Origin of the sequence: Basilea psittacipulmonis DSM 24701 (assembly GCF_000743945.1) — a bacterium.
Classification (GTDB): Bacteria; Pseudomonadota; Gammaproteobacteria; order Burkholderiales; family Burkholderiaceae_B; genus Basilea; species Basilea psittacipulmonis.
Genome location: NZ_CP009238.1, coordinates 446,700 through 472,972, shown reverse-complemented (window position 1 = coordinate 472,972; position 26,273 = coordinate 446,700). Strand labels below are relative to the sequence as shown.

Sequence of the window (26,273 nt, the reverse complement as noted above, 5' to 3'; positions counted from 1 at the left end):
TAAAAAAATGCTGATCTATCGGTTTGATGTGATGGGTCAGCTTCCAAGCCACTTTTCACACGAATACGTCACTATCAACGCAGACTATCGTTCTTAGTCTTTTCATAAAAAAATGCTGACCTATCGGTTTGATGTGATGGGTCAGCTTACATGGGATATATAAAAGATTTAGATATTATGACGATTGGGATTAAATCGTGGATCAGAGGGTTCGTAGTCAGGGGCTGCTTGTTCTGCTTCTTGAATATCCTTGGCTTTCATTTGATCCAAATATTCTTGTAGATCCCACGTCAATTTATCTAATCCTTGTCCAGTCAATGCAGAAACCGCATAAACAGGACCTTTCCAATTTAACCGTTCACACAAACGTTTTTTAAGATCTTCAAAATCTTCTACCATGTCCACTTTATTTAAAACCAACCATCTAGGTTTTTCATAAAGTGTTTCATCATAACGTTTCAGTTCTTCAACAATCGCTTTTGCATCATTAGTAGCTGTCTCCACAACATCCACACTCGGGTCAACCGAGGAAACATCTAATAAATGCAACAGAACACGAGTACGCTGTAAATGGCGTAAAAACTGGTGTCCCAACCCTACTCCCTCAGAAGCTCCCTCTACTAGACCAGGAATATCTGCCACGACAAAACTCTTGGAAGCTGACGTTCTAACCACCCCTAAATTCGGATAAAGTGTCGTAAAAGGATAGTCTGCAATCTTAGGACGAGCATTTGAGATATGCGAGATCAAAGTTGATTTACCTGCATTAGGCATGCCTAGCAAACCTACATCTGCCAATACTTTCAGCTCGAGTCTTAGCTTTTTCTGTTCGCCCTCTTCGCCATACGTAAACTGACGAGGTGCACGGTTAGTACTAGACTTAAAATGAATATTACCTAGACCACCTTGTCCGCCTTTTGCCAAGACTACTTTTTGATCATGTCGATCAAGATCGTACAACTGTTCACCTGTCTCATCATCATAAATGATCGTCCCGACTGGCACTCTTAGTGTAATATCAGGAGCAGCCGCACCATATTGATCCGATCCTCGTCCGTTTTCACCGTTCTTTGCTTGATGCAAGCGTGCATAACGAAAATCAACCAATGTATTGATATTTCGGTCAGCTACCGCATAAATACTGCCACCGCGACCACCGTCACCGCCATCAGGCCCACCTTTTGGAATAAATTTTTCACGTCTAAAGCTAGCAGAACCATTTCCACCCTTACCAGCTCTCACTTCAATGACGACTTCATCTACAAATTTCATAATCAACTATTCTTATGATGCAAAACATTTATATTTTGTGATGATACCTTTGATCAAAAAATAAAATCTCACCACACCCAAAACACTATCTTACTTATTTTACGATTTAATACCGATCATCACATTATCAATTAAGACTTTTTACTTTTTTTACAACATGCATACTTCTGGAGTTTTAAAAAAACAAGTCTTCGTCACACAGATATAAAGCCTTATTTAATCGACCTCATCGCTTTATCTTAAACCTGATATTCACAACCCATTCATTGACAATTTAATACCGACCATCACATTATCAACATTATCAATTAAGACTTTTCATTTTTTTTAGACCACCGCTATTATGGCGATGGGATATGTTATTAAGGTAAGCAGTGCTTTGTACCAGACAAAATAAAAAGCCGCCAAGCATTGGCCAGGCGACTTCTTTTACGATAGGTTTAAATATTACTCTGTAGCGATAACAGATACGATCTGTTTATTAAGTGCACCGCCAACTGAGAACTTGACGCTACCATCTACTAATGCATACAAAGTATGGTCTTTACCCATGCCTACATTACGACCTGGATGAAAACGAGTTCCACGCTGACGAACAATAATAGAACCAGCAGGAATCGTCTGACCACCATAAACTTTTACACCTAGGCGTTTCGCTTCTGAATCACGACCGTTTCGCGTTGAGCCGCCACCTTTTTTCTGAGCCATGTTTTACTCCTATAAAAATTAACCAGCGATACTAACGATTTCAATTAGCGTGAAATTCTGACGATGGCCTTGACGTTTCTGATAATGCTTACGGCGACGCATCTTAAAAATTTTCACTTTATCATGACGACCGTGTGCAAGAACTTTAGCCTTAACCACCGCACCAGCTACTAAAGGCGTACCAATCTTCAAAGATTCGCCTTCACCTACTGATAAAACCTGGTCTAGGGAGATTTCTTGCCCGATGTCTGCAGATATCTGTTCTACCTTAATCTTTTCGCCTTGGGCAACACGATACTGTTTGCCGCCGGTTTTTATGACCGCATACATATGGGTAACCTCACATAAAATTAATAAGAATCGTAAAATATAACATCGTTTTATCTGAACTGTCAAGACTTTATATCAATTTTTACTTAGTCTTAACCCAAACGTCACTTTCTTACCACTAATTATTTAACCCCTACAAAACTTTTATTTTCTTCACTCGTATGCAACGACTACCAGAGGCTCCCAACGCCCTCTACATTGAACGTCAGTCTTCTCACACCCAACACATCATTATTATCTTTCTAAATAATTAATCCATCTCAGACAACACGCTTTATGCATTCCAGCACCCAAAACACCTACTTCTACGCCCTCAAGCATCACGCTTTATAATAAGAATCCCAATATTCGTTTAAAAAGCACTCCCCAACTAATAAAGCGGACTCTGCAATATAAAACAAAGAATGTCTCGCTAACCCATTCGATGTGGCCGACCATTCAAAATCACCTCGTTTGATATGGTGTGAAAACAAGAACTCTCCTAATGGTTGTTGGCCCATTTTCGTCAATACTTCTAAAGTGTTGCATATTTTTTGGGGAATGACACTACGTGCAAATACGGCATTTTTTTGATTAACCGACAATAATACTTCTCTTACCCAAAAACACTCGTCTTCAGGCAATAATGCTTTTTCTCTATCAAAAATATCGCGAGCATCTTGCATCGATTCATGCAACACTTGTACGGTCAACACCCCCTGTTCTTTTAAAATCGCCGTCAAGGAACCTGAACAAAAAAGCATTGATTGCACTTTTTGACTCAAAATCTCTTGTCCTTTCTTTTGAGTTTGCCAATTAATTGATTTTAAAAATGCACTATTCATTCCCAACCCACCCAATATGATTCAATCCAACACCATCATAACGAACCACCACCTCATCCAACCCCACCATAACATCATCGTAAGGCAACCACTCACCTCACCTATCGTTGCATCAGTCTGTCAAATCGCGTTCATCATAACGAACCACTACCTCATCCAACCCCACCATAACATCATCGTAAGGCAACCACTCACCTCACCTATCGTTGCATCAGTCTATCAAACCGCGTTCATCATAACGAACCACCACCTCATCCAACCCCACCATAACATCATCGTAAGGCAACCACTCACCTCACCTATCGTTGCATCAGTCTGTCAAATCGCGTTCATCATAACGAACCACTACCTCATCCACCTCATCATAACATCATCATAAGGCAACCACTCACCTCACCTATCGTTGCATCAGTCTGTCAAATCGCGTTCATCATAACGAACCACTACCTCATCCAGTCCCACCAATAACATCATCGTAAGACAACCACTCACGTCATCGTGGAATAAAGCAAGTTAATACAGATGAAAATAAGGACTGCCGTTCATGCAGTCCCTATTATCGTGATGTTTAAATTGATATTACTTTTTTAACAAAGAAATGTCGCGTACGGCACCCTTATCCGCAGAAGTTGCCATGGCTGCATAAGCTTTTAAAGCAGTTGACACATAACGCTCACGATTCAGTGGTGTCCATGCTTTATCACCACGTTTATCTTGTAAACGTCTGCGTTCAGCGATCACCTCATCGGATACGTCTAAATGAATCTTACGATTAGGAATATCAATCTCAATACGATCACCGTTTTCAACCAAAGCGATGGTACCTCCCTCAGCCGCTTCTGGCGAGGCATGACCTAACACCAAACCTGAAGATCCACCCGAGAATCGACCATCTGTCAACAAAGCTGCTTTGGCCCCCAATCCCATAGACTTGAGATAAGAAGTGGGATACAACATTTCTTGCATGCCTGGACCACCTTTTGGACCCTCATAACGAATAATCACAACGTGACCTTCTTTAACTTCGCCGCCCAAAATACCTGCTACAGCGTCTTCTTGGCTTTCATAAACAATAGCTGTACCTGTAAACTGCAAAATACTTTCATCGACGCCAGCCGTTTTAACAATACAACCATTTTCTGCCAAATTACCATATAGCACGGCTAAGCCACCATCTTGCGAGTAAGCATGGGCTTTATCACGAATACAGCCATTCTCACGGTCAATATCCAAAGTAGGATAATAATTATCTTGGCTAAATGCTGTTTGGGTAGGGATACCGCCAGGTGCAGCACGATAGAATTTTTCAAGTTCTGGCGTGACATTGGCACTACAAATATCCCATTGGGACAAAGCGGCTTTCAGCGTACCTGCATGAATATTTGGCACATCGGTATTTAATAAACCTGCACGATCTAACTCTGCTAAGATACCGTAGATACCGCCTGCACGGTGAACGTCTTCAATATGATATTGATTTGTTGCTGGTGCAACCTTAGATAAACAAGGCGTTTTGCGAGAAATACGATCAATATCATTCATCGTAAAGTCCACACCTGCCTCTTGGGCAATCGCCAACAGGTGTAATACCGTGTTAGTCGAACCACCCATCGCAACATCTAAAGTCATCGCATTTTCAAAAGCCGCTTTGGGGGCTAATGAACGAGGTAAGACAGACTCGTCATTTTGTTCATAATAACGGCGACACAATTCAACAATCTTTTTCGCTGCTTCTTCAAATAAGGTTCTACGCGAAGCATGAGTGGCTACAATCGTACCGTTTCCAGGCAAAGCCAAACCTAAGGCTTCCGCCAAACAGTTCATTGAGTTGGCCGTAAACATGCCTGAACAAGAACCACAGGTCGGACAGGCACTACGTTCAACTTGAGCAATCTGTGCATCGCTGACATTTGGATCAGCCGCTTCAATCATGGCATCGACCAAATCCAATTTTGCAATAATCTTCTTACCATCAGATGCCAGAATCTTACCTGCTTCCATCGGGCCACCTGACACAAAAATCACAGGAATATTCAGACGCATAGCGGCCATTAACATTCCGGGGGTAATTTTGTCACAGTTAGAAATACAGACCATCGCATCGGCACAATGAGCATTTACCATGTATTCCACGGAATCGGCAATCAAATCACGTGAAGGCAGTGAGTACAACATACCACCGTGACCCATAGCAATACCATCATCAATCGCAATGGTATTAAATTCTTTAGCGACACCGCCTGCCGCTTCAATGGCTTTGACCACTAACTGCCCCATGTCTTTTAAGTGAACATGACCTGGGACAAATTGGGTAAAGGAATTGACGACAGCGATAATAGGTTTTCCAAAATCACTGTCTTTCATGCCAGTAGCACGCCATAATGCACGTGCACCAGCCATATTGCGTCCTGAAGTGGACGTCTTAGAACGATATTCAGGCATTTTTTATCCTACATGTTGTAAAAAGTCGCGTAAACGCTGACTTGGGGGATTGTTTAACAACTCTTGAGGAGGGCCATCATGAACGATTTTACCCTTATCAATAAATAATAATCGACTGCCTACTTTCTTAGCAAAATCCATCTCGTGAGTCACCACGACCATGGTCATTCCCTCACGTGCGAGATTTTGCATCACCCCCAATACTTCATGACGAAGTTCAGGATCTAAAGCAGAAGTCGGTTCATCAAATAACATCAGTAAAGGCTGAATCGCCAATGAACGTGCAATCGCTACGCGTTGTTGCTGTCCACCTGAAAGCTCGTTAGGGTAATAATTCATTCTTTCACCCAAGCCCACTTTCTTTAATAATACTTCTGCGATTTCACGAGCTTCACTTCGTGATTTACCACGTGTTTGTATCGGACCAAACATCACGTTTTCCAAAGCGGTCAGTTGAGGGAATAAATTAAATTGTTGAAACACCATACCTGCTTCACGACGCAGTTCTCGCACTTCTGATGCTCGTCCTCTTACTGATAATTCACCAACTTTAATATCACCATCTTGAATCGTTTCTAGGGCATTAATACATCTTAAAAAAGTGGATTTACCACAACCTGACGGTCCAACGATAACCACTACTTCGCCTTTTTTAATATCAAGACTTACTTTATCTAAAATGATGTGATCACCAAATTGTTTGGTAACATTATCAAAACGCACCATGACCTGACCATCAAGAATTTTTGTCACGTTCATAGTATTCGCATCCTTTTTTCTAGAATTTTTAAACCAAAATCAATAATTGTGACCATGACTAAATAAATCAGTGCAACGGCTGTCCAGATTTCAACGGCTTTAAACGTTTCAGCCATAGCAAGCTGTGCCTGACGAACCAACTCTGCACAACCGATTACCACGAATACTGATGTATCTTTTAAACTAATAATAATCTGATTGCCTAAAGAAGGTATCATGCGACGAAAAGCCACTGGCATGACGATTTTCCAATAGATTTTCCAAGTAGGTAAACCCATGGCCATACCAGCCTCGTAAAGCCCACGAGAAACCGATAAAATACCGCCACGCACAGTTTCTGTAATGTAGCAACTTGCATTGATAATCAATGCTAAGGTACTTGCTGTAAAAGGATCGACACTCCAACCCGTCAGCATAGGCACGGCAAAATAAATATACAATACCTGCACAAGGATTGGGGTGCCACGAATAATCCAAAGATATACTCCGATGAGCCAACTGATTATTGGCATTACAGCACCTGTCAGAACATCTTTCTCTTTTGCAAGAGGTATACGAAAAAAAGTAACAGGAACCGCTGCTCGAATAGTCCCAAATAGAAAACCAATTAGCATTCCACCTGCAAGACCTAATACTGTAATCAGTATCGTGACTTTTGCCCCCTCCCAAAAAGAGGGGTAATAATCATTTAATGCCAAAAAATCAAATTCCATCAAGTCCTCTTATTATTCAATCTTACCGAACCATTTTGAGTAGATTTTATCGTAGGTACCGTCTTCTTTTAGTTCTTTCAATGCCTTATTTACTTCAGCCACTAAAGGAGACCCTTTTGGAAAAGCGATGCCATAAGATTCATTCGTATCAATAAAACCAGTGACACGCGTTTTTCCTTTACCTGCGGTAGCCGCGTAATATTGGACATTTGGACTGTCATGAACGACCGCATCAGAACGACCAGTCAATAGGTCTAAATAAAGATTATTGACTTCTGGGAAATAGTTTAATTTTGCGGTTGGCACTTCTTTTTTCATATATTCCACGGCAACTGTACCCGTTTGGACAGCTACGGGTTTGCCAGCCAAATCTGCCGTCGTTTTAATGTGTTCATCTTTCAAACGTGTCAACACCGCCAAACCTGCTTGATAGTATGGATCAGAGAAATCGACCACCGCTTGGCGTTCTGGCGTAATCGTCATACCCGCAATCACCATATCCACGTTATTTGTTTGTAAAGCGGATACTAGACCACCAAACTCCATGGTACGCCATTTGTACTTTAACCCTAATTTCTGAGCAATCGCATCAATCAAATCCACGTCAAAACCAACGTATTTGCCTTTTTCCGTGAATTCAAAAGGAACAAAACCCAAGTTAGTCGCGACAATTAACTCTTTATCAGCTGCTTGAGCAGTATGTGTGAAAGGCAATAAAGACATCATTAGTCCGCCAATCAAGCAAAGTTTCTTTATCTTGTTTTTCAACATCTCATTCTCCAAAAATTATTGACAACTATTTGGAAGGACTTCCAAACCATTCTTCGTAAATCGCATCATAAGTGCCATCTTCACGAATTTCTTTTAAGGCACGATTGACATCATGGACTAATTTAGATCCTTTTGGAAAAGCAATGCCATACTGTTCATCGCTAACTAAATCTGTCGCCACGGCAACCTTACCCTCACCACCTACTTTTGCAAAATAACGCAAATTAGGCGTATCATAAACTACTGCATTTACTCTGTGTGTTTTCAAAGCTAAATACATATTGTCATCATTTGGGTAGTACGTTATATTCTCTGTAATCCCATTCTTTTTCAGAAAGTCAACAGCTGACGTACCAATTTTAACCGCTATTTTAGCCCCTTTTAGAGCCTCTAGGGAATTATATTTATCCTTATCTTCAATTCTCGTTAAAGCTGATAAGCCCGCATCGTAATAAGGATCTGAAAACTCAACAATTTTTTTGCGTTTTTCATTAATGGTAAGTGATGCCACGGCCACATCTAGGTTACGTGTTTGTAATCCTGGTATCACGCCACTAAATTCCATCGGCTGAAAGTTATATTCCAAGTCTAATTTTTTAGCAATCGCTCGCCAAATCTCGACATCAAAACCCGTTAAGGTATTGCCTTTTTGGATCATAAAAGGTACACAACTAACATCTAAGCCAATTTGTAATGTTTTCGCTTGAGATGGCAACACACATGCCCATAACAACAGAAAACTTGCCAAACATTTTTTTAAAATACGCATTTTTCTTTACCCTCTTCATTAAAGAAACAATTCTAAATTTAGTGAATTTTGTGCAGTCATGCTATTGGGGTAAATACCAAGTTGTATAAAAAAACCGCCATGAATCTTCATTCACGGCGGATATTTGTTAATTAAAACAGAGAATTAAAAAAAATCAACAATATTAGCGATCTCTAGACACACTAAAGTCAGCCAACGCTAACATACTCTCTTTAAACTTCGATGCGGGGAACACCGACAAAGCTTCTTTGGCTAACATCGCTTCTTTTACAGCCATTTCACGGGTATAGGACAAGGCATCTGTATCATGAATGATATTCGCCACTGCCTCAAAATCACCCTCACCTGTTTCAATCGCCGAACGAATCAACGCTGCTTGTTCAGGTGAACCCACCTGCATCGCCCGAATCAAAGGCAATGTAGGTTTACCCTCTCTCAAATCGTCACCGACATTCTTTCCTAATGCAGCCACATCTCCTGCATAATCCAACACATCATCGATCAATTGGAATGCAGCACCAATATGTCTTCCATAAGCAGCGGCTGCTTGCTCAACCTCGTGATTGGCCCCGCTTATCACCGCAGCGACTTGGGCTGATGCTTCAAATAATTTTGCTGTTTTATAATGAATTACCTGCATATAGCGTTCTACGGTAATATCGGGATCATGCACATTCAACAACTGTAGCACTTCACCCTCAGCAATGACTGTCGTTGCGTTTGACATGATCTGCATGATTTTCATCTCATTTACATCCACCATCATTTCAAAAGATCGTGAATATAAATAATCACCCACCAATACACTGGCCGCATTACCAAACACTGAATTAGCGGTACTTCTGCCTCGTCTTAATTCTGACTCATCCACCACATCATCATGTAGCAACGTAGAAGTATGAATAAACTCTACTGTCGCCGCCAGCAAATGATGCAAATGTCCACTATATCCCAAAGCATTAGCTACCATCAAAACCAGAGCAGGTCGCATACGCTTGCCTCCTGCACTAATGATGTACTCGCCAATCGTGCGAATCATCACCACATCAGAATTTAAACGTTCACGAATCACTGCATCCACAGCTTTCATGTCATTTTCAATCGGTGCAACAATCGTTGTAATACTCATAAAAAAAGTCAAATTTTAAGTATTGGAAACGCTTATAATAGCTTAAATATTTTATTTTGGCTAACCAATAAGGCAAAAAAATGCAAAAATCCAACATCGAATTATTGATTAATAAAGCACTTACCGTCCTTTCTCAGCTTGAACACTTTCTTCCTCCTTTGCCCACCCCAACGGATTGGAATGCCAAAGCATTTCGATGGGAAAAGAAAGGACACACCGCTTACCTAGCCCCTATCCATCATCTTGCTTTAATTCATCCAGAAGACTTACATTTTGTTGACAAACAAAAAGAAGCTATCGATCAAAACACCTATCAATTTCTTCAAGGTCTGCCTGCTAATAATGTGTTAATGACAGGTTCTCGAGGAACAGGAAAGAGTTCTTTGGTTAAAGCTATGTTGGATAAATATGCCAATAAAGGTCTCAGACTCATTGAAATCGATAAATCCGATCTCAAAGATTTAAATCAAATTATCACCCTCGTCTCTGGTCGCCCTGAAAAATTTATTATCTTCTGTGATGATTTATCTTTTGAAGAAGGCGAGGCTGGATACAAAGAATTAAAGTCTATTTTGGACGGTTCTGTATCGGCCAGCACAGAAAATATTTTGATTTACGCCACCTCCAATCGTCGCCATCTCATGCCCGAAAAAATGCAAGATAACTTGGATTCACACTACGTGAATGGCGATTTACATCCTAGCGAATCGATCGAAGAAAAAGTCTCTTTATCTGAACGCTTTGGTTTATGGTTGACTTTTTATAGTTTCACCCAAGATGAATATTTAAATATTGTCGATTATTGGTTGCGTCAGCTCAACTGTCCAGAACAGCACATCTCAGCCTCTCATACAGAAGCCTTACAATGGGCCACCCAAAGAGGATCGCGTTCAGGTCGAATCGCCCGTCATTTTGCCAAATACTGGACAGCAAAATATCTACAAAAATAAGGAAGTTTTTTTATGCAAAAACCTCATCTTAACGTAGCAGTAGGAATTATTTATTCAAAAGATCAATCTAAGGTCTTAATGGCTCAACGTCCCAAAGGAAAATCTTGGGAAGACTGGTGGGAATTCCCAGGGGGCAAAATTGAAGCTGGAGAAACGGTTTCAAAAGCACTGGCAAGGGAGTTAAAGGAAGAACTTAATATCGATGTAACCCAATCCTATCCTTGGTTAGTGATGAACTTTGAATATCCTACCCACACCGTTGAACTACATTTTGAACAAGTATTGGCATGGCAAGGCGAAATCAAAGGTCTAGAAAACCAGTTATTCCAATGGATAGATCCTCATCAACATAATCTCACTCAGATATTACCTGCTTCTGAGCCTATATTAAGATGTTTACAACTTCCCAGACAATACGCGATTACAGATATCCAATCTTTTGATCAATTAGATAATCAACTCAAAAAACTAGAGAGCCTATTCCAACAAGGAATCGGAATGGTCCAGTTTAGAGAACCGAAATGGAAAGATAGCAAACAACAGTTAGAACAAGCGTTTTCAAAGGTTCAAGCGTTTTGTCATCAACACCAAAAATTATTATTGGTTAATAGCTGTCATCCCAAATCATGGTGGCAACAGGCAGATGGTGTGCAACTTCGTGCTTGTGATGCGATTTTTCTAGAAGAACGACCTTTGAATAAGGATTACTGGGTAGGTGTATCGGCTCATCATTTAGCAGACTTACTTTATGCACAAAAAATAGAAGCTGATTTTGCTGTTTTAGGGCATATACTCGATACGCCCAGTCATGCTCATGAACCCGCCTTAGGTTGGGAAGCTTTACATACATTCAGCCAAGAAGTCAGCCTGCCTATTTACGCGATTGGGGGAATGTCGTTTAAATTACTTGAAACAGCCTTATCGCACGGTGCATATGGTATAGCAGGCATTCGATTTAATGACTTTGTTTGCTAGACCATCGCTTCTTAGCGTCACACATTTATAATCAGGCTTTCAGCTTGTAATAAAGGGACTGGGCATAATTACTTCAACGATGATGCATTTTCTTTTGTACCTTGAAAACATCATCGTTGAAAGACTGTTATTTAGTAAGCTGGGCCAATATTTTATCAGCCGCGATCTCACCTTGAAAACATCATCGTTGAAAGACGGCTATTTAGTAAGCTGAGCCAATATTTTATCAGCCGCGATCTCACCTTGAATTTGGGCCGTTGTCCACTTTCCACCATAAACATGCAATACATTACCAATGGATTCAAAAGCCCATTCACGTTTTGCATTACTAGGGTTATCGGCGGTCTTTAACAAAGGACGCACGCCAGAAAAAGTCGATGCAATATCCTGACGCGTTAACGGTTTACTGTGATAAGCATTATAGGCTTTCAATAAATAATCGATCTCTTGATCAGAGGGAGGATCGGATTCTGGGTGATCTTGACGTACTTCAGTGGTACCGATCAATGTTTGATCATGATAAGGCAAAACAAAGAAAATCCGCTTTTCATTGGGTACTTGAAGCATTAGCGATTGAGGACATGTTTGGTTAATTAATAAATGACTACCACGCACCCAATCAATCTGATGGCCTGCTGCCCCAGGTTGTTGTGAACGCAAAGTCATCACCCAAGGACCTGCCGCATTGACGATACCATCAAATTCTTTTAATTCTTCCAACGTTTTTACTTCATGATGAGATTTGATAATCGTCCCCAATGATTGAGTCTGTTCAATCACCCACTTACCTAACTGAGCATCATCCATTTGAGCATCATAAAAAGCATAAGCACCTTGTAAACCTTGAGTACTCAAACTTGGATAAATCTTTTTCATCTCATCGACTGAAACCCATTGAGCTTTAGGGAATCCTGACCCTCTTGCCAAAAAGTCATAAATTCTCAATCCCAAGCCAACTTGCCATTTTGGGCGACCTTGACCTTTATAAATAGGGAACCAAAGTTTCAAAGGATGACAAATTTCAGGAGCCTTTTCAATCCAATAACGACGAGCTTGCAAGGCCTTTTTCACCAATGAAAATTGTCCTGTTTCTAAATATCGCAAACCACCATGCAATAACTTAGAAGAAGAACGACTCGTATGGCTGATAGGTTCGTCTTTTTCAAATAGCGTCACTTCATGACCTCTTTTTTGAAGTGCCCAAGCTGTGCAGGCACCAATAACACCACCACCAACAACCGCAATTTTCATAAAAGGACTCCTTGCCTTATCGCTTACTTAAAAAAATTAAGGCATATTTTAAGCCATATTTTGATTTATAGTTTGCCTCAGCTCAGCTTTTATATAACTCTTATCCCCTCATCCATCATTCTTGTTGTTTTTAAAAATTCTACAAAGATAAGCGTTGTTTATTTTCAATCTTTCATCATCCTCATCATCTGTTTTTTTATACTTTTTAGCTAGCTTAAACGAATGATATATCCACTCTTTTTGATCCGTTACTTAATATCATGCGGATAAGAAAAAATCAGAACAACCATTTATGTTGAGTGTTTTGGCACGACAGTTTTTTAGATTTCCTGCGTATGATTTTTTGATATTTACACAATCCTTATATTGACAGCATCAACGTCGCCACTAGAACGTAAGACAGGGTAAAAAGGATTTGCCAGAAAAAAGCCATTTTGTACCGTTTTAATAGGCCTCCCAATATACCAACAGGCAAGTAAATCGCTCCCCAAACCGATAATCCAAACACAGCATAGATTTTCAACAAGCCATTTTGTATATAAATAAATTCTTCTGTTTTGGCCCCCAAGGCATATTGAGGTTCAGTAAACCATTGTGAAGCGTTTAAAAACAAGCAAACGGCAATACCTAAAAATAAAATGCTCAAAAATAAAAAGGTTTGATGCCAGCGGTAATAGGCTTGATTCCTTTCTTTTATGCAAAAAAATACTATCAAAAAACACACGATCGTCACGGCATACCACCCCATCAGGTATGGTAGCCAAGACAGAACCATTTCAAAATCACGATAAGAAAAAATATTCATTTATCTATTCAAGGTCAACAACCTTTTTATTCCCGTTGCTTTTTTGGATCCCCTGCACTAAGCGAGCATCGTGCGTGATGACGTAAAACTTATTTTTTCGATAATGTTTCAGTTACCGCTTCTTGAGCCATTTTTTGTGGTTCATTCGCCTTTTTCGGTACATCAGACACGTTTACCTCACCCTGTTCATTTGTTCCATTTTCTGATGGTGTCTGTTCAGGAGTCGCTTCTTTTCTTGCATCCACTGCATCAGATGATTGTGCATCCATAATTTCAACGACCACTTGTTCTTGTGTGGTATCCACGATTTTTTGAGGATCTTTATCTAAAATTTGAACATATTCTTGGGCCACTTGATCATTAAAAGGCACAATGTTTTCTTCATCTTCATTTCGTGGATCCAAATCCGCCATCACAGGACTGGTATTACCAACAACATTCACATAAACGCTGCGTAATTCTTGAGGAACGTGACGTTGGACAACTGCCACACTAGCCAATATCGCCGTCAACACGACATAAGTAATGTAAAAACCATACGTCGGTAAGGTATCTATCAATGCACCCATCACCAAAGGTGCCACTAATGAACCGATACCATAGGCAAATAAAATACTGCGACTGACTTCTACCGTACTCATATTATTCGGCAAAACGTCATTCGCCCTAGCCAGCGACAAGGCATACAACGTAAACAAAGAAAATCCAATCACAAAGGCAACAATATAATGCAACCAAACCGCCGCATGCCCAGACAACATCCACAATAAAGCCACCAAAATCACTACAAAGGCAACCGCCGAACAGGTCAAAATAGCATATCGCCGACCCACTACATTTGAGTAATAAGCCACAGGAGCTTGAGCCAAAGATCCGCCAATCATCGCCAAACTAAGCCCCATTGATACCTGAGCAATATCCATCTTTTGGATAAGATAGAAAACAGAAGCCATCGTAAAAAAGCCATTGACAAGGAATCCTGCAATAAAACTTCCTAATATTGCCAAAGGGGTAATCGCAAATACTTTCGGAATGCTAATTCTTTGAGGAGCGGGAATTTCAGGACTAGGCGTACGTGTCAAAGCAACGGGTACCATGGCCATAATGACTAATATCGATGATAAACTCAAGACATTATCACTCGACATATTCAAACTTAACAACAAGACCCCAAACGTCACCGACATATAGTAAACAAAGTTATAAATACCTAATACTTTGGCACGTTTCTTAGCACTGCTACGTTCGGTAAACCAGCTTTCCACCACCATTAACAAGCTAAAGTAACAAAAGCCTAAAATAATACGTAATACAAACCATACCCATAAGTTGTCATCCATGGTATGGCCCAAGGCAGCCACCGCAAAAACCGCACCAAAAACAGTGAAGCTGCGAATATGTCCAACACGGGAGATAATGCGATGAGCCGCAATGGAGCTTAAAGTTGCTCCCACAAAGAAACTTGCGTTTAAAGCACCAATAACAACACTACTGGCTCCTATTTCACTTAAATGAATACCAGCTGAGTTCAGGAACAAACCATAGCCAGCAAATAGAAAAAAAGTACTCACAAATAGTGATAAGAAATTCAATGATGAATCAGGACGTCTCATAACTCTCTTTTAAATGATATTAAAATGCTGCCAATGCACGATTGACGCGATCTCTGACACCTTCCCATGCCATATCTTGTGGCAAAGGATTCACATAAATACAATGGTAACCTTCTTTATCTAACTGGTGTAAACGAGCGTACAGCTCATGGGCATAATCTTTCGCATTATTAGGCATCAAACTACAATTGACACCATCAAGTGGTACATGGGTTAAAACAATCGCTTGTGTTAAATCGCTTTTACCCGCTTGATATAAACGTAATGGTGTACGTGGTGCATAATGTGCTTTTAAGGTGCCTGATGCTCGAGGTGCTTGCTGATCGGGACTCAAAGGTAAATAACCTAATACTTGAGCAATATCCTCACGACTAATATGACCTGGGCGTAATAACGTTGCACCAATACCTTGTGTAATACGAGATACATCAAGAATCGTAGATTCAATACCAATCTCACTTTCTTCACCGACTAAAATATTGACAGAAGGATCATCTGTAAATTCTTCAATAACATGACGAGCAGCTGTCGGAGAAAGCTTACCAAATTTATTAGCAGAAGGAGCGGCCACACCTGCATTCATTCGCAAATCAGAAAAAGCTTTTAGTAATTTTTGAGCAGTGGGGTGCGATGGGCAACGCAACCCTATTGAATCTTGACCACCCGCAACAGCCGAGGGAATGTGAGCAGCACGAGGCAAAATCAAGGTTAAAGGACCTGGCCAAAAAGCATCGATTAAACACCTTGCTTCATAGGGTATGGTAGCCGCCCAATAAGCCACATCGGTATCTGATGCCAAATGTACAATCAAAGGATGATTCACTGGACGATTTTTTGCACGATATATCTGGGATACCGCTTCAACATTTTCAGCATCGGCCCCTAGCCCATATACCGTCTCGGTCGGGAATGCCAGTAATTGACCCTGATTTAATAACTGTGCAGCGGTATCAATATCGTGAATAATCATAGTGATTCCATCAAGGTATATGACTCAAATGAAGTATTTTAGCCACTTTCTGGGCAATTAATCTGACCTGTGAAAAATCCTGTCCAACAATATTTACATGTCCCATCTTACGACCTTTTCGTGCTTCTTCTTTGCCATAAAGATGTAGGCTAACACCTGGTAACGCTAGAATTTCCTGCCATTTAGGGTGATGATCAGAAGCTAACCAAGTATCACCTAAAATATTCAACATCACAGCAGGAGCTAATAATTCTGCCGATCCCAAAGGCATATATGTCATCGCACGAACCTGTTGTTCAAATTGACTAGTCACACAAGCATTTTGCGTATAATGACCACTATTGTGAGGTCTGGGGGCCATTTCATTGGCAATCAGGCGACCATCTTCTAATACAAAAAATTCCACACACAATACACCGACATAATTCAAGCCTTCTGCAATACTAAGAACGGCTTTTTGTGCAGGTTCCAATAGTTCTTGATTGTCTTGGGGATTCACATAGGTGGTGGCTAAAATACCATTAACATGTACATTTTCTGCAATAGGATAAGTGACCGTTTGACCATCAAAACCGCGTACCACCAACATCGAAATTTCTTTTGCCAGTGGCAACATAGCCTCTAACACACAGGGTTCTAAATCGAAGTTTTTAAAGGCTTCTAACGCTTCTTCTAGTGTTTTAACACGAGCTTGACCTTTGCCATCATAACCATTTCGAGCCAATTTCAAAATACCTGGTAATAGCTGCGGATTCGTTTTAATCGCTTCTTTTAACTCGCCCTCATCATGAATCGCTGCATAAGGAGCAACAGGCACCCCCATCGCTTCAATAAAAGCTTTCTCTGCAATACGATCTTGAGAAACAGCAACAGCACTTGCCATCGGACTGACCTGACAGGTTTTACTTAATATCTGTAAACTAGTGGCAGGCACATTTTCAAACTCTGTGGTTACCGCTTTTGCCTTAGATCCAATCGTAGCAAGTGCTAGCGGATCATCATAATCTGCAGTGGTTACCAAAGGCGTAATCTGTGCAGTTGGACAGTTTTTTTCAGGATCTAGCACCAACACGCGATAACCCATCGCTTGTGCACTTTGAGTAAACATACGCCCTAACTGACCGCCTCCCAGAACCGCAAGCGTTTCACCAGGGAATATGGTTTCATAAATCGTTTTTGACATGTCTTAATCCAAAGTCATTTGACGTGCTTTTTCAGTCTGAGTTGCTCTGAATTGCAACAGCTTTTCGTGTAATACCGTGTCCGTCGTGGCTAAGTTAGCGATGGCGTGTAAAGCAGCATTCGCCGCTCCTGCCTCACCAATTGCAAACGTCGCGACAGGAACGCCTTTAGGCATCTGTACGATCGATAATAATGAATCTTCACCACGCAAATAACGAGAAGGTACTGGTACACCAAATACAGGAACTTCTGTCAAAGCAGCCATCATACCCGGTAAATGTGCCGCACCCCCTGCACCAGCAATAATGGCACGAATGCCACGTGCATAAGCTGTTCTACCGTATTCAGCCATATCATGAGGCATACGATGTGCTGAAATTACCTGTTTTTCATAAGCCACACCAAATTCATCAAGAATCGCTGTGGCATTTTTCATCACTTCCCAATCGCTGGAAGATCCCATGATCACACCAATAACTGGTTTTGACATACTTAACCCTTTATCAACTTATCCGCTGCTTCACGGTATTTAGCGGCTGTTTTTTCGATCACATCAGCTGGCAAATGAGGGGCTGGTGGTGTTTTGTCCCAAACCTGAGTCTCCAACCAATCTCTCACAAACTGTTTATCAAAAGACGGAGGACTGATGCCTTCACGATAATCTGAAGCAGGCCAAAAACGCGATGAATCGGGTGTCAACACCTCGTCCATCAAATGAAGATGTCCTTCTTCACATAAACCAAATTCAAACTTCGTATCTGCAATAATAATGCCCTTAGAAGCCGCATAATCAGCTGCTTCTTGATACAGTCTTAATGTCGTTTCTCGAATACGGTTTGCCATCTCTAAGCCGACTTCTTTAATCACATGATCAAAGCTAACATTCTCATCGTGCATACCGACTTCTGCTTTGGCAGCAGGCGTAAAAATAGGCGAAGGCAAACGACTAGCTTGTTTCAAACCAGCAGGTAAATCAATACCGCATACCTGACCTGTTGATTGATAATCTTTCCAACCTGAACCGATGATATAACCTCGTGCAACCGCTTCAACCAAAACGGGTTTAAGACGTTTAACCACCATGGCACGACCTTTAACTTGTTCTACTTCGTCAGGTGCGACCACGTCTTCAGGCTTAATGCCCGTGCTGTGATTCGGAATAATATGAGCAAGTTTTTTTAGCCAAAACTCTGTCAATTCAGTCAGCACTTGACCCTTACCAGGGATAGGATCGTCCAAAATAACATCAAACGCTGAAATACGATCCGTAGCAACAATCAGTAACTTATCATCACCAACTGCATACATATCACGCACTTTGCCACGTGCCACTAAAGGTAAAGAAGTAATCGATGTTTTTAACAGTGCCATATTATTTCACCTGTTGTGCTAATTTACCTTCAGCATATAAACGTGCCATTTCAGGTAAAGCTATCGGTTTAATCTTAGAAGCATTACCTGCTGCACCGAACTGTTCATAACGTGCAATACATAGTTTTTTCGCTGCTTCTCGTGCTGGTTTATTAAACTCACGTGGGTCAAACTTTGATGGATTTTCTGCTAAGAAACGACGTACGGCACCTGTCATGGCTAAGCGAATATCGGTATCAATATTAATCTTACGCACACCATGCTTAATCGCTTCCTGAAGCTCTTCAACAGGCACGCCATAAGTTTCTTTCATATCACCACCAAACTCGCGAATCTCTGCCAATAATTCTTGTGGCACACTTGAGCTACCATGCATCACTAAATGCGTATTAGGCAAACGGGCATGGATCTCTTTAACACGTTGAATCGATAAAATATCGCCTGTCGGTTTACGAGTAAATTTATAAGCACCGTGACTTGTTCCTACCGCAATCGCCAACGCATCTAGCTGTGTTTCACGAACAAACTGTGCCGCCTGTTCAGGGTCGGTTAATAGCTGTTCAATCGATAATTTACCCTCAGCACCATGACCGTCTTCTTTATCACCTTGCATGGTTTCTAAAGAACCTAAACAGCCAAGTTCGCCCTCAACCGTAATTCCTAGTTTGTGAGCCATTTCAACGACTTCTTTAGTGACTTGGACATTATAGTCAAAACTAGCAATCGTTTTACCGTCTGCCATCAAAGAGCCATCCATCATCACACTAGAGAAACCTAGATTAATTGCACCTTGGCAAACTGCAGGTGATTGACCGTGGTCTTGGTGCATCACAACCGGAATCTCTGGATAAGTTTCAACAGCTGCTTGAATCAGATATTTAAGAAATGTTTCACCCGCATACTTTCTTGCACCCGCAGAAGCCTGCATAATCACAGGACTATTTGTCTCTTTAGCCGCTTCCATGATTGCTTGAACTTGTTCAAGGTTATTAACATTAAATGCTGGAATACCATATCCGAATTCAGCTGCATGATCAAGTAGCTGACGCATTGAAACGAGTGCCATCTAAGGTCTCCTGAAAATATCAAAATTAAAAACCCTAATATTATACTTGATTTAAGCCCTTTCTTTGGGAATAAAAGCACAGCCTATCTCTTTGCTGTATCTTTATCTAAATCCCTATATACCCATCATACGATTAACGTTCAACCATTCTGATGTAAGACCGCTCAACCCTATCTCAATCCTCATATACCGTCATACTATTAAAAATTTCAAACTTGTCTTTTTGAAACAAAAAAATGTCCCCGCATAAACGAGGACATCATCTTTTCTCAAGAAAATCTAATATTAATCATCTTTTTGACGTGTACCAAAAATTCGATCGCCTGCATCACCCAGACCTGGCATGATATAAGCATTTTCATTTAATCCTCGGTCAATTGACGCAGTATAAATCGCCACATCTGGATGAGCCTCAGTCACTCGTTTAATCCCCTCTGGAGCTGCGACCAATACTAATGCTTTAATCTCTTTACAACCTGCTTTTTTCAACATATCAATAGTCGCTACCATACTACCGCCTGTTGCTAGCATGGGGTCAATGACCAACGCAACACGTTGATCTAGATTTCCTACCAATTTGTTCAAATAAGGATCTGCTTCATGCGTCTCTTCATTACGAGCGATGCCTACTGCAGAGACTTTCGCACCTGGTACTAAAGTTAGTACACCATCTAACATACCTATTCCCGCACGCAAAATAGGGACAACTGTAAATTTCTTACCAGCAATTTTTTCTACTTCTACTTCACCACACCAGCCTGTAATCGTGGTCGTTTCCAAAGGTAAATCTTTTGTCGCTTCATAAGTCAACAAGGTTGCGACTTCTTGTGCTAATTCTCTAAAATCTTTAGTAGATAAGGCGACATTACGCATCAGACCTAATTTATGACGTACAAGGGGATGACGAATTTCAAAAACAGCCATAACTTGCTCCTTTGCTGTATTTAGACCATTTATAAAACTTATTTATTATACAATTCTATATACACAAATACTTAACTTTTATTTATGTCAATTAATCCTCAACTAAAACTCAGTGACTTTGACTATCCGCTACCCGAAGCACTTATCGCCCAGCACCCCGCTAGCGAGCGTAAAGGCAGTCGGCTATTGTGGATTGACTCAAAGCGTGAATGTCATGATCAGCAGTTTTCTGATTTATTAAAACTGTTGAAACCACACGATCTTTTGGTATTTAACAATACAAAAGTCATCAAAGCACGTCTTTTTGGTCAAAAAGAAAGTGGGGGCAAAGTAGAGTGTTTGGTCGAACGAATTCTTACAGAAAATAGAGTATTAGCCCATTTAAAAGCAAGCAAAGCTCCTAAAACAGGCACGCAACTTATTTTTGAATCAGAAATTAAAGCCTTAGTACTAGGTCGTCAAGATAGTTTATTTGAATTGCAATTTCCCGACCAAGTTTTAGGACTATTGGATCGATATGGACATCTGCCTTTACCTCCTTATATCACCCATCAAGCTGATGCTCATGATGATCAACGCTATCAAACTGTCTATGCCCAAAAACTAGGAGCAGTGGCAGCACCTACTGCTGGATTGCATTTCGATACAGAAATGATCCAAGCCTTATCATCGCGTGGTATTCAACATACTTTCGTGACACTGCATGTTGGTGCAGGCACATTCCAACCTGTTAGAGTAAATGACATCAAAGACCATGTTATGCACTCAGAATGGTATGAAGTCAGCAAAGAAGCTCAAGACGCTGTTTTGACCTGCCGTCAAAATGGTGGGCGTGTGATTGCAGTCGGCACAACGAGCGTGCGAGCTTTAGAAAGTGCTGCCACACAAGGTGGTGTGATAGAGGGAAAACGTTGTCCTATCGCTCATTGCGATGACACTCGTTTATTTATTACACCTGGATATGAATTTAAAGTAATAGATGGTTTAATTACGAATTTCCATCTTCCCCAATCTACCCTACTGATGCTCGTTTCAGCATTGATGGGTATCGATACCATGAAGCAAGCTTATGCCCATGCGATCGAAAAACAATATCGTTTTTTTAGTTATGGCGATGCCATGTTTATAGAACCCAAGTGAATGATATGGATAAAAAATTTAAATTTGAGGTATTAAAAACATCGGGAAAAGCTAGACGTGCCTCACTCACACTCAATCATGGCACCGTTCAAACTCCCATGTTTATGCCAGTAGGAACTTATGGTAGTGTAAAAGCGATGCTACCACACGAGCTTAAAGAAATTGGCTCACAAGTTATCTTAGGTAACACCTTTCATCTTTGGTTAAGACCGGGTACAGAAGTGATTAAAAAACATGGTGGATTGCATGGATTTATGCAGTACGATGGTCCTATATTAACGGATTCAGGCGGTTTTCAGGTTTTTAGTCTCAGTGCCATTCGTTCAAAAATCAAAGAAGAAGGCGTGAGGTTCAGCTCTCCGATTGATGGTGCAAAATTATTTTTAACACCCGAAGAATCCATGCGGATTCAAACGGATCTAAATTCAGACATCGTCATGGTGTTTGACGAATGTACACCTTATGAAATCAATGGACAGCCAGCTACCCATGAACAAGCAGCTCAATCCATGAGAATGTCTTTACGTTGGGCAAAGCGTTCTCGTGATACGTTTGATGCACTAGACAATCCCAATGCTCTATTTGGTATTGTTCAAGGCGGTATGTATGAAGACTTACGTATGGAGTCTCTTGAAGGATTAAAGAACATCGGCTTTGATGGCTATGCTATTGGTGGATTATCAGTAGGCGAACCCAAAGAAGACATGATTCGAATTCTTGATCAGATCGCGTATCGACTACCTGAAAATGCCCCCCGTTACTTAATGGGCGTAGGTACACCTGAAGATTTGGTCGATGGTGTATCCAGAGGGATTGATATGTTCGACTGTGTGATGCCTTCACGTAATGCTAGAAATGGAACATTGTTTACACGTTTTGGTGATGTCAAGCTTCGCAATGCTCGCTACAAAGATGACACTCGACCGCTTGATCCAACTTGTCATTGTCATACTTGCCAGCACTTTTCGCGTGCTTATTTACATCATCTACAAAAAGCGAATGAAATCACTGGTGCTCGTTTAAACACCTTACATAATCTGGCTTTTTATTTACAAATCATGAAAGAAATGCGTGAAGCCTTAGAAAACGATCGTTTTGAAGAATGGAAAGCACAATTCAGAAAAGATCGTGCCACGGGCGTAGCATAAGAAGCTATTTTATCGTTCATATCATGCCTTGATGATAAAACAGCAAGGCATGATTTTTTTATAAAGATACGATATTTCTTTTAGTGCGTTGTGTATATTCCACGGACTGCATTTCTGTTAAACGGGATACCGTTCTTACAAATTCCCCTGCCATCGCACCGCTTGTATAAAGTTCTTCCGCAGGCACAGCAGCTGAAATAATCAGTTGCATGCAATGATCATACATCACGTCTAATAACCAGGTAAACCGACGTGCTGCCGAAAAATCTACGTCATGTAATTGCGGTACATTCGACAAAATAATCGTATCAAAGCGTTGAGATAAACTTAAATAATCATTCTGTGAACGGGCTGTTTGACAAAGTACATCAAAACTAAACCATGCCACGCCACCGCCTACTGCTTTAGCAGGTAACTCACGATTTTCAATTAACAAATGAGGATCTTCATGTTTACCTTGAGAAAGTAATTTAAAAATATGTTCCAGCTCACGATCAGTTTCAGGTCCTAATGGTGTCAAATAACGCTTAACTTGATCTTGTGTCACCATACGGTAATCTGTACCCACATCAACGTTTAACACATTCATGCGTGCATTAATCAGATCAATCGCCGCTAAAAATCGATCTCTTTGAAGACCATTTGGATATAAGTCATCTGGCTTATAGTTAGAGGTCATCACAAAGCCTACACCGTTTTCATATAAATACGTCAATAGGCGGTAAAGAATCATCGCATCGGCAATATCCGAAACATGAAACTCATCAAAGCAAATCAAACGATATTTCTTAGCCACTTGTTTGGCGACATATATCAAAGGATCTTTCTCATTTTTTGCAGCTTTCATTTGCTCATGGACACTTCGCATAAACTCATGAAAATGCAACCGTACCTTTGCATCAAATGGAATCGTATGATAGAACGCGTCCATCAAAAAACTTTTACCGCGACCTACCCCACCCCAAAGATAAACACCCTTAGGTGCATAATCAGGTGCTTTTGATTTAAATAAACCAAATAAACCACCTGATGATGCTTTTTTACTCATTAATAATTCATCGTAAAATCTCTGCAACTCTTGAATCGCCGCTGCCTGTGCTTGATCGGCAATATACCCCTTTTCCTCTAATGCCTTTTGATAATACTGAACAACGTTCATTAGCGTCCTCATCTTATTATTAAGTTTTTATCTTAGCATATTCTCTGACTTTTCTTTGTTCAAATAAAACTCTCACTAAGCTGTAATGTGTTTATATCGAAGTTAATCGTCTATACGATTATCGCCTCTAAAAACCTGAGGCGATAAAAAATTAAAAGTCTTCTGCATAATCTAAGAAATTAAATTCACCCTCTGCTTTAGAAAACAGATGAGCTGCGTAACGATCGATTGCTTCGGCAGGATCAGATAATTTCTTCATCTGCATGATATCTAATCGTGGAACAACATATACATTCCTTTCTTGATTATGCGATGAAACGAATAACTGAAACCCTGTCTGGCTATCATCATCTATTGAACGCGTATCCAACAAACTTCTCAGTTCAAAATATTTATCATCATCCTGAAACTCTTCTAATTCATAACTCTGTTTAAATGGATGATTAAATTTCGCTTCTAAAAACTCCGTGTACTCAGGTAATACACGATCTTTTCTATCTACTATTTTTTTAATCACGGAACATATCGGTGACACATCATAGCTTACCCCAGATGGCAAGACACTTCTAAAAATACTAAAGGTTTCCCGTTCCGCTAGGTACCATCCTTTGGCTCGAAATAACCAAGAGTTTAAAATAGATGGAGGGATGACGCGATAGTTCTCTTTATGTTTTTCATACAGATATTTTGTGTAGTCTATGTAACAAACCCTATCATTTACTATCACACCAAACTCAGTAATATCATCCATTATTGCTGGATATGGTGTTTTACTCACTGCATAAAAAAACTTCCCTTGACTTAAATACTCATATGTTTTGGGTTGCCATTCTTTAAAAGGCTCGATTAAGTATCCAAATAGGTCTCCTTGACTATCTCTCAAAAACCAATAAGGATCTGAATTTTTTGATTCTCCCTTTATTATCAAAGCATCAAACGGCACGTCATTTAAATCCGTATAAACCTGATCAAATTCTTGATATAAGTCTTTTTCTGTGTAAAACATTATTTACCTATCATTTTTTAATTTCATCAAAGCTGTAACGTCTATATCGAAGTTAATCATCTATACGATTATCGCCTCTAAAAACCTGAGGCGATAGTAAATTAAAAATCTTCTGCATAATCTAAGAAATTAAATTCACTCTCTGCTTTAGAAAACAGATGAGCTGCGTAACGATCGATTGCTTCGGCAGGATCAGATAATTTCTTCATCTGCATGATATCTAGTCGTGGAACAACATATACATTCCTTTCTTGATTATGCGATGAAACGAATAACTGAAACCCTGTCTGACCACCATCATCTGTTGAACGCGTATCCAACAAACTTCTCAGTTCAAAGTACTTGCCACCTCGAAACTCTTCTAAATGATAACTCTGTCTAAACGGATGATTAAATTTCGCTTCTAAAAACTCCGTGTACTCAGGTAATACACGACGCTTTTTAACTATTTTTTTAATGACAGAAGATATCGGCGACATCTGATAACTTGCAATAGATGGCAAGACACTTCTAAAAATATCGTATGCCCCCATCTCTGCCACATGCCACCCATCTGAACGATATAACCAAGAATTCAAAATAGATAAAGGAATAGTAGAGTAGTCTTTTTGATATTTTTCATATGGGTATTTTGTATATCCAATATAACAAACTATATCATTAACGATAATGCCAAATTTAGTACTATCATCCGCTGTTCCTGGATAGTCGCTTTTACTCATCGCGTAAAAGAACTTCCCTTGACTTAAATACTCATATGTTCTGGGTTGCCATTCTTTAAAAGGCTCGATTAAGTATCCAAATAGATCTCCTTGACTATCTCTTAAAAACCAATAAGGATTAAATTCTCTCATTTCTTCGCTGATAGCCAAGGCATCAAATGGCACGTCATTTAAATCTGTATAAACCTGATCAAATTCTTGATATAAGTCTTTTTCTGTATAAAACATGATTGATTACCCTACTTAACTCATTAATCCAGATAGCGTGTTAACT

26 protein-coding genes are annotated in these 26,273 nt (G+C 40.2%); 4 read left to right on the top strand and 22 right to left on the bottom strand.

The genetic code is table 11. From position 1 onward, the window contains the following. Nucleotides 1–168: 168 nt before the first annotated feature. From obgE to ispB, 10 genes are all read right to left on the bottom strand, one after another. A complete protein-coding gene (obgE, locus tag IX83_RS02045) occupies nt 169–1,272 on the bottom strand; it encodes a GTPase ObgE (protein WP_038498634.1) in 1,104 nt (367 codons plus the stop codon). 447 nt (nt 1,273–1,719) lie between these two features. Next, nucleotides 1,720–1,980 carry a 50S ribosomal protein L27 gene (rpmA, locus tag IX83_RS02040; RefSeq protein ID WP_038498631.1) on the bottom strand — a complete coding sequence of 87 codons (261 nt, stop codon included), beginning with the start codon at nt 1,978–1,980 and terminating at the stop codon, nt 1,720–1,722. An 18-nt stretch (nt 1,981–1,998) separates the two neighbouring features. Then, nucleotides 1,999–2,310, bottom strand: coding sequence for a 50S ribosomal protein L21 (rplU, locus tag IX83_RS02035; protein ID WP_038498629.1), 312 nt, complete (start codon nt 2,308–2,310; stop codon nt 1,999–2,001). Nucleotides 2,311–2,630: 320 nt separating this feature from the next. After that, complete coding sequence (locus IX83_RS08515) at nt 2,631–3,134, bottom strand: chorismate--pyruvate lyase family protein (RefSeq protein ID WP_051919072.1); 504 nt, start codon at nt 3,132–3,134, stop codon at nt 2,631–2,633. Between the two features lie 579 nt (nt 3,135–3,713). Then, complete coding sequence (gene ilvD / locus IX83_RS02025) at nt 3,714–5,576, bottom strand: dihydroxy-acid dehydratase (protein ID WP_038498626.1); 1,863 nt, start codon at nt 5,574–5,576, stop codon at nt 3,714–3,716. 3 nt (nt 5,577–5,579) lie between these two features. After that, nucleotides 5,580–6,302, bottom strand: coding sequence for a glutamine ABC transporter ATP-binding protein GlnQ (glnQ, locus tag IX83_RS02020; protein ID WP_038501406.1), 723 nt, complete (start codon nt 6,300–6,302; stop codon nt 5,580–5,582). 29 nt (nt 6,303–6,331) lie between these two features. Next, the gene (locus IX83_RS02015) at nt 6,332–7,048 is read right to left on the bottom strand and encodes an ABC transporter permease subunit (RefSeq protein ID WP_038498623.1); all 717 of its coding nucleotides are present in this window, start codon (nt 7,046–7,048) and stop codon (nt 6,332–6,334) included. A 12-nt stretch (nt 7,049–7,060) separates the two neighbouring features. Further along, on the bottom strand, nt 7,061–7,819 hold the full coding sequence (gene glnH, locus IX83_RS02010) for a glutamine ABC transporter substrate-binding protein GlnH (protein ID WP_038498620.1): 759 nt from the start codon (nt 7,817–7,819) through the stop codon (nt 7,061–7,063). Nucleotides 7,820–7,844: 25 nt separating this feature from the next. Further along, a complete protein-coding gene (locus IX83_RS02005; RefSeq protein WP_051919069.1) occupies nt 7,845–8,588 on the bottom strand; it encodes a transporter substrate-binding domain-containing protein in 744 nt (247 codons plus the stop codon). A 163-nt stretch (nt 8,589–8,751) separates the two neighbouring features. Then, on the bottom strand, nt 8,752–9,717 hold the full coding sequence (gene ispB, locus IX83_RS02000) for an octaprenyl diphosphate synthase (protein ID WP_038498617.1): 966 nt from the start codon (nt 9,715–9,717) through the stop codon (nt 8,752–8,754). Nucleotides 9,718–9,797: 80 nt separating this feature from the next. On the opposite strand from ispB, the gene IX83_RS01995 reads away from it, so the two are divergent. Beyond that, nucleotides 9,798–10,667 carry an ATP-binding protein gene (locus IX83_RS01995; RefSeq protein WP_038498614.1) on the top strand — a complete coding sequence of 290 codons (870 nt, stop codon included), beginning with the start codon at nt 9,798–9,800 and terminating at the stop codon, nt 10,665–10,667. A gap of 12 nt (nt 10,668–10,679) precedes the next feature. Next, nucleotides 10,680–11,642: a Nudix family hydrolase gene (locus tag IX83_RS01990; protein WP_038498611.1), complete on the top strand. Its 963-nt coding sequence runs from the start codon at nt 10,680–10,682 to the stop codon at nt 11,640–11,642. 198 nt (nt 11,643–11,840) lie between these two features. On the opposite strand, the gene IX83_RS01985 is transcribed toward IX83_RS01990, so the two are convergent. The 9 genes from IX83_RS01985 to upp form a co-directional block, all read right to left on the bottom strand. Continuing rightward, on the bottom strand, nt 11,841–12,893 hold the full coding sequence (locus IX83_RS01985; protein ID WP_038498607.1) for a glycerol-3-phosphate dehydrogenase/oxidase: 1,053 nt from the start codon (nt 12,891–12,893) through the stop codon (nt 11,841–11,843). A gap of 361 nt (nt 12,894–13,254) precedes the next feature. Next, the gene (locus tag IX83_RS01980) at nt 13,255–13,698 is read right to left on the bottom strand and encodes a hypothetical protein (RefSeq protein WP_038498604.1); all 444 of its coding nucleotides are present in this window, start codon (nt 13,696–13,698) and stop codon (nt 13,255–13,257) included. Nucleotides 13,699–13,787: 89 nt separating this feature from the next. Continuing rightward, complete coding sequence (locus IX83_RS01975; RefSeq protein WP_077315816.1) at nt 13,788–15,311, bottom strand: MFS transporter; 1,524 nt, start codon at nt 15,309–15,311, stop codon at nt 13,788–13,790. Nucleotides 15,312–15,330: 19 nt separating this feature from the next. Next, entirely contained in the window at nt 15,331–16,281 is a 951-nt protein-coding gene (locus IX83_RS01970) for an L-threonylcarbamoyladenylate synthase (protein ID WP_038498601.1), read from the bottom strand. A 10-nt stretch (nt 16,282–16,291) separates the two neighbouring features. Beyond that, a complete protein-coding gene (locus IX83_RS01965) occupies nt 16,292–17,464 on the bottom strand; it encodes a 5-(carboxyamino)imidazole ribonucleotide synthase (protein WP_038498597.1) in 1,173 nt (390 codons plus the stop codon). Between the two features lie 3 nt (nt 17,465–17,467). Further along, a complete protein-coding gene (purE, locus tag IX83_RS01960) occupies nt 17,468–17,953 on the bottom strand; it encodes a 5-(carboxyamino)imidazole ribonucleotide mutase (protein WP_038498594.1) in 486 nt (161 codons plus the stop codon). Nucleotides 17,954–17,955: 2 nt separating this feature from the next. After that, the gene (locus IX83_RS01955) at nt 17,956–18,834 is read right to left on the bottom strand and encodes a phosphoribosylaminoimidazolesuccinocarboxamide synthase (RefSeq protein ID WP_038498591.1); all 879 of its coding nucleotides are present in this window, start codon (nt 18,832–18,834) and stop codon (nt 17,956–17,958) included. Nucleotide 18,835: 1 nt separating this feature from the next. Next, nucleotides 18,836–19,900, bottom strand: coding sequence for a class II fructose-bisphosphate aldolase (gene fba, locus IX83_RS01950; RefSeq protein WP_038498588.1), 1,065 nt, complete (start codon nt 19,898–19,900; stop codon nt 18,836–18,838). Nucleotides 19,901–20,185: 285 nt separating this feature from the next. Further along, entirely contained in the window at nt 20,186–20,824 is a 639-nt protein-coding gene (gene upp / locus IX83_RS01945; protein ID WP_038498585.1) for a uracil phosphoribosyltransferase, read from the bottom strand. A gap of 90 nt (nt 20,825–20,914) precedes the next feature. Between upp and queA the strand changes: the two genes are divergently transcribed. Together queA and tgt are read left to right on the top strand one after the other, a co-directional pair. Continuing rightward, a complete protein-coding gene (gene queA / locus IX83_RS01940; RefSeq protein ID WP_162273000.1) occupies nt 20,915–21,964 on the top strand; it encodes a tRNA preQ1(34) S-adenosylmethionine ribosyltransferase-isomerase QueA in 1,050 nt (349 codons plus the stop codon). A 5-nt stretch (nt 21,965–21,969) separates the two neighbouring features. Continuing rightward, nucleotides 21,970–23,112, top strand: coding sequence for a tRNA guanosine(34) transglycosylase Tgt (gene tgt / locus IX83_RS01935; RefSeq protein WP_038498579.1), 1,143 nt, complete (start codon nt 21,970–21,972; stop codon nt 23,110–23,112). Nucleotides 23,113–23,170: 58 nt separating this feature from the next. Here tgt and zapE read toward each other — a convergent pair whose 3' ends face one another. The 3 genes from zapE to IX83_RS01920 form a co-directional block, all read right to left on the bottom strand. Next, nucleotides 23,171–24,271 (bottom strand): cell division protein ZapE, encoded by a 1,101-nt coding sequence (zapE, locus tag IX83_RS01930; protein WP_038498576.1) that lies wholly within the window; start codon nt 24,269–24,271, stop codon nt 23,171–23,173. Nucleotides 24,272–24,422: 151 nt separating this feature from the next. Continuing rightward, the gene (locus tag IX83_RS01925) at nt 24,423–25,277 is read right to left on the bottom strand and encodes a hypothetical protein (protein ID WP_201770248.1); all 855 of its coding nucleotides are present in this window, start codon (nt 25,275–25,277) and stop codon (nt 24,423–24,425) included. Between the two features lie 101 nt (nt 25,278–25,378). Continuing rightward, nucleotides 25,379–26,227 carry a hypothetical protein gene (locus IX83_RS01920; protein WP_201770247.1) on the bottom strand — a complete coding sequence of 283 codons (849 nt, stop codon included), beginning with the start codon at nt 26,225–26,227 and terminating at the stop codon, nt 25,379–25,381. Nucleotides 26,228–26,273: the final 46 nt, after the last annotated feature.

Coding starts and splice junctions, on each gene's coding strand:
- IX83_RS01995 (WP_038498614.1), top strand. CDS start 9,798: ATGCAAAAATCCAACATCGAATTATTGATTAATAAAGCACTTACCGTC.
- purE (WP_038498594.1), bottom strand. CDS start 17,953: ATGTCAAAACCAGTTATTGGTGTGATCATGGGATCTTCCAGCGATTGG.
- ispB (WP_038498617.1), bottom strand. CDS start 9,717: ATGAGTATTACAACGATTGTTGCACCGATTGAAAATGACATGAAAGCT.
- IX83_RS02005 (WP_051919069.1), bottom strand. CDS start 8,588: ATGCGTATTTTAAAAAAATGTTTGGCAAGTTTTCTGTTGTTATGGGCA.
- glnQ (WP_038501406.1), bottom strand. CDS start 6,302: ATGGTGCGTTTTGATAATGTTACCAAACAATTTGGTGATCACATCATT.
- obgE (WP_038498634.1), bottom strand. CDS start 1,272: ATGAAATTTGTAGATGAAGTCGTCATTGAAGTGAGAGCTGGTAAGGGT.
- IX83_RS01980 (WP_038498604.1), bottom strand. CDS start 13,698: ATGAATATTTTTTCTTATCGTGATTTTGAAATGGTTCTGTCTTGGCTA.
- IX83_RS01970 (WP_038498601.1), bottom strand. CDS start 16,281: ATGATTATTCACGATATTGATACCGCTGCACAGTTATTAAATCAGGGT.
- IX83_RS01965 (WP_038498597.1), bottom strand. CDS start 17,464: ATGTCAAAAACGATTTATGAAACCATATTCCCTGGTGAAACGCTTGCG.
- IX83_RS01955 (WP_038498591.1), bottom strand. CDS start 18,834: ATGGCACTGTTAAAAACATCGATTACTTCTTTACCTTTAGTGGCACGT.
- IX83_RS01985 (WP_038498607.1), bottom strand. CDS start 12,893: ATGAAAATTGCGGTTGTTGGTGGTGGTGTTATTGGTGCCTGCACAGCT.
- IX83_RS08515 (WP_051919072.1), bottom strand. CDS start 3,134: ATGAATAGTGCATTTTTAAAATCAATTAATTGGCAAACTCAAAAGAAA.
- rpmA (WP_038498631.1), bottom strand. CDS start 1,980: ATGGCTCAGAAAAAAGGTGGCGGCTCAACGCGAAACGGTCGTGATTCA.
- fba (WP_038498588.1), bottom strand. CDS start 19,900: ATGGCACTCGTTTCAATGCGTCAGCTACTTGATCATGCAGCTGAATTC.
- ilvD (WP_038498626.1), bottom strand. CDS start 5,576: ATGCCTGAATATCGTTCTAAGACGTCCACTTCAGGACGCAATATGGCT.
- rplU (WP_038498629.1), bottom strand. CDS start 2,310: ATGTATGCGGTCATAAAAACCGGCGGCAAACAGTATCGTGTTGCCCAA.
- tgt (WP_038498579.1), top strand. CDS start 21,970: ATGGATAAAAAATTTAAATTTGAGGTATTAAAAACATCGGGAAAAGCT.
- upp (WP_038498585.1), bottom strand. CDS start 20,824: ATGGCTGTTTTTGAAATTCGTCATCCCCTTGTACGTCATAAATTAGGT.
- IX83_RS01925 (WP_201770248.1), bottom strand. CDS start 25,277: ATGTTTTACACAGAAAAAGACTTATATCAAGAATTTGATCAGGTTTAT.
- IX83_RS01920 (WP_201770247.1), bottom strand. CDS start 26,227: ATGTTTTATACAGAAAAAGACTTATATCAAGAATTTGATCAGGTTTAT.
- IX83_RS01975 (WP_077315816.1), bottom strand. CDS start 15,311: ATGAGACGTCCTGATTCATCATTGAATTTCTTATCACTATTTGTGAGT.
- IX83_RS01990 (WP_038498611.1), top strand. CDS start 10,680: ATGCAAAAACCTCATCTTAACGTAGCAGTAGGAATTATTTATTCAAAA.
- IX83_RS02015 (WP_038498623.1), bottom strand. CDS start 7,048: ATGGAATTTGATTTTTTGGCATTAAATGATTATTACCCCTCTTTTTGG.
- glnH (WP_038498620.1), bottom strand. CDS start 7,819: ATGTTGAAAAACAAGATAAAGAAACTTTGCTTGATTGGCGGACTAATG.
- zapE (WP_038498576.1), bottom strand. CDS start 24,271: ATGAACGTTGTTCAGTATTATCAAAAGGCATTAGAGGAAAAGGGGTAT.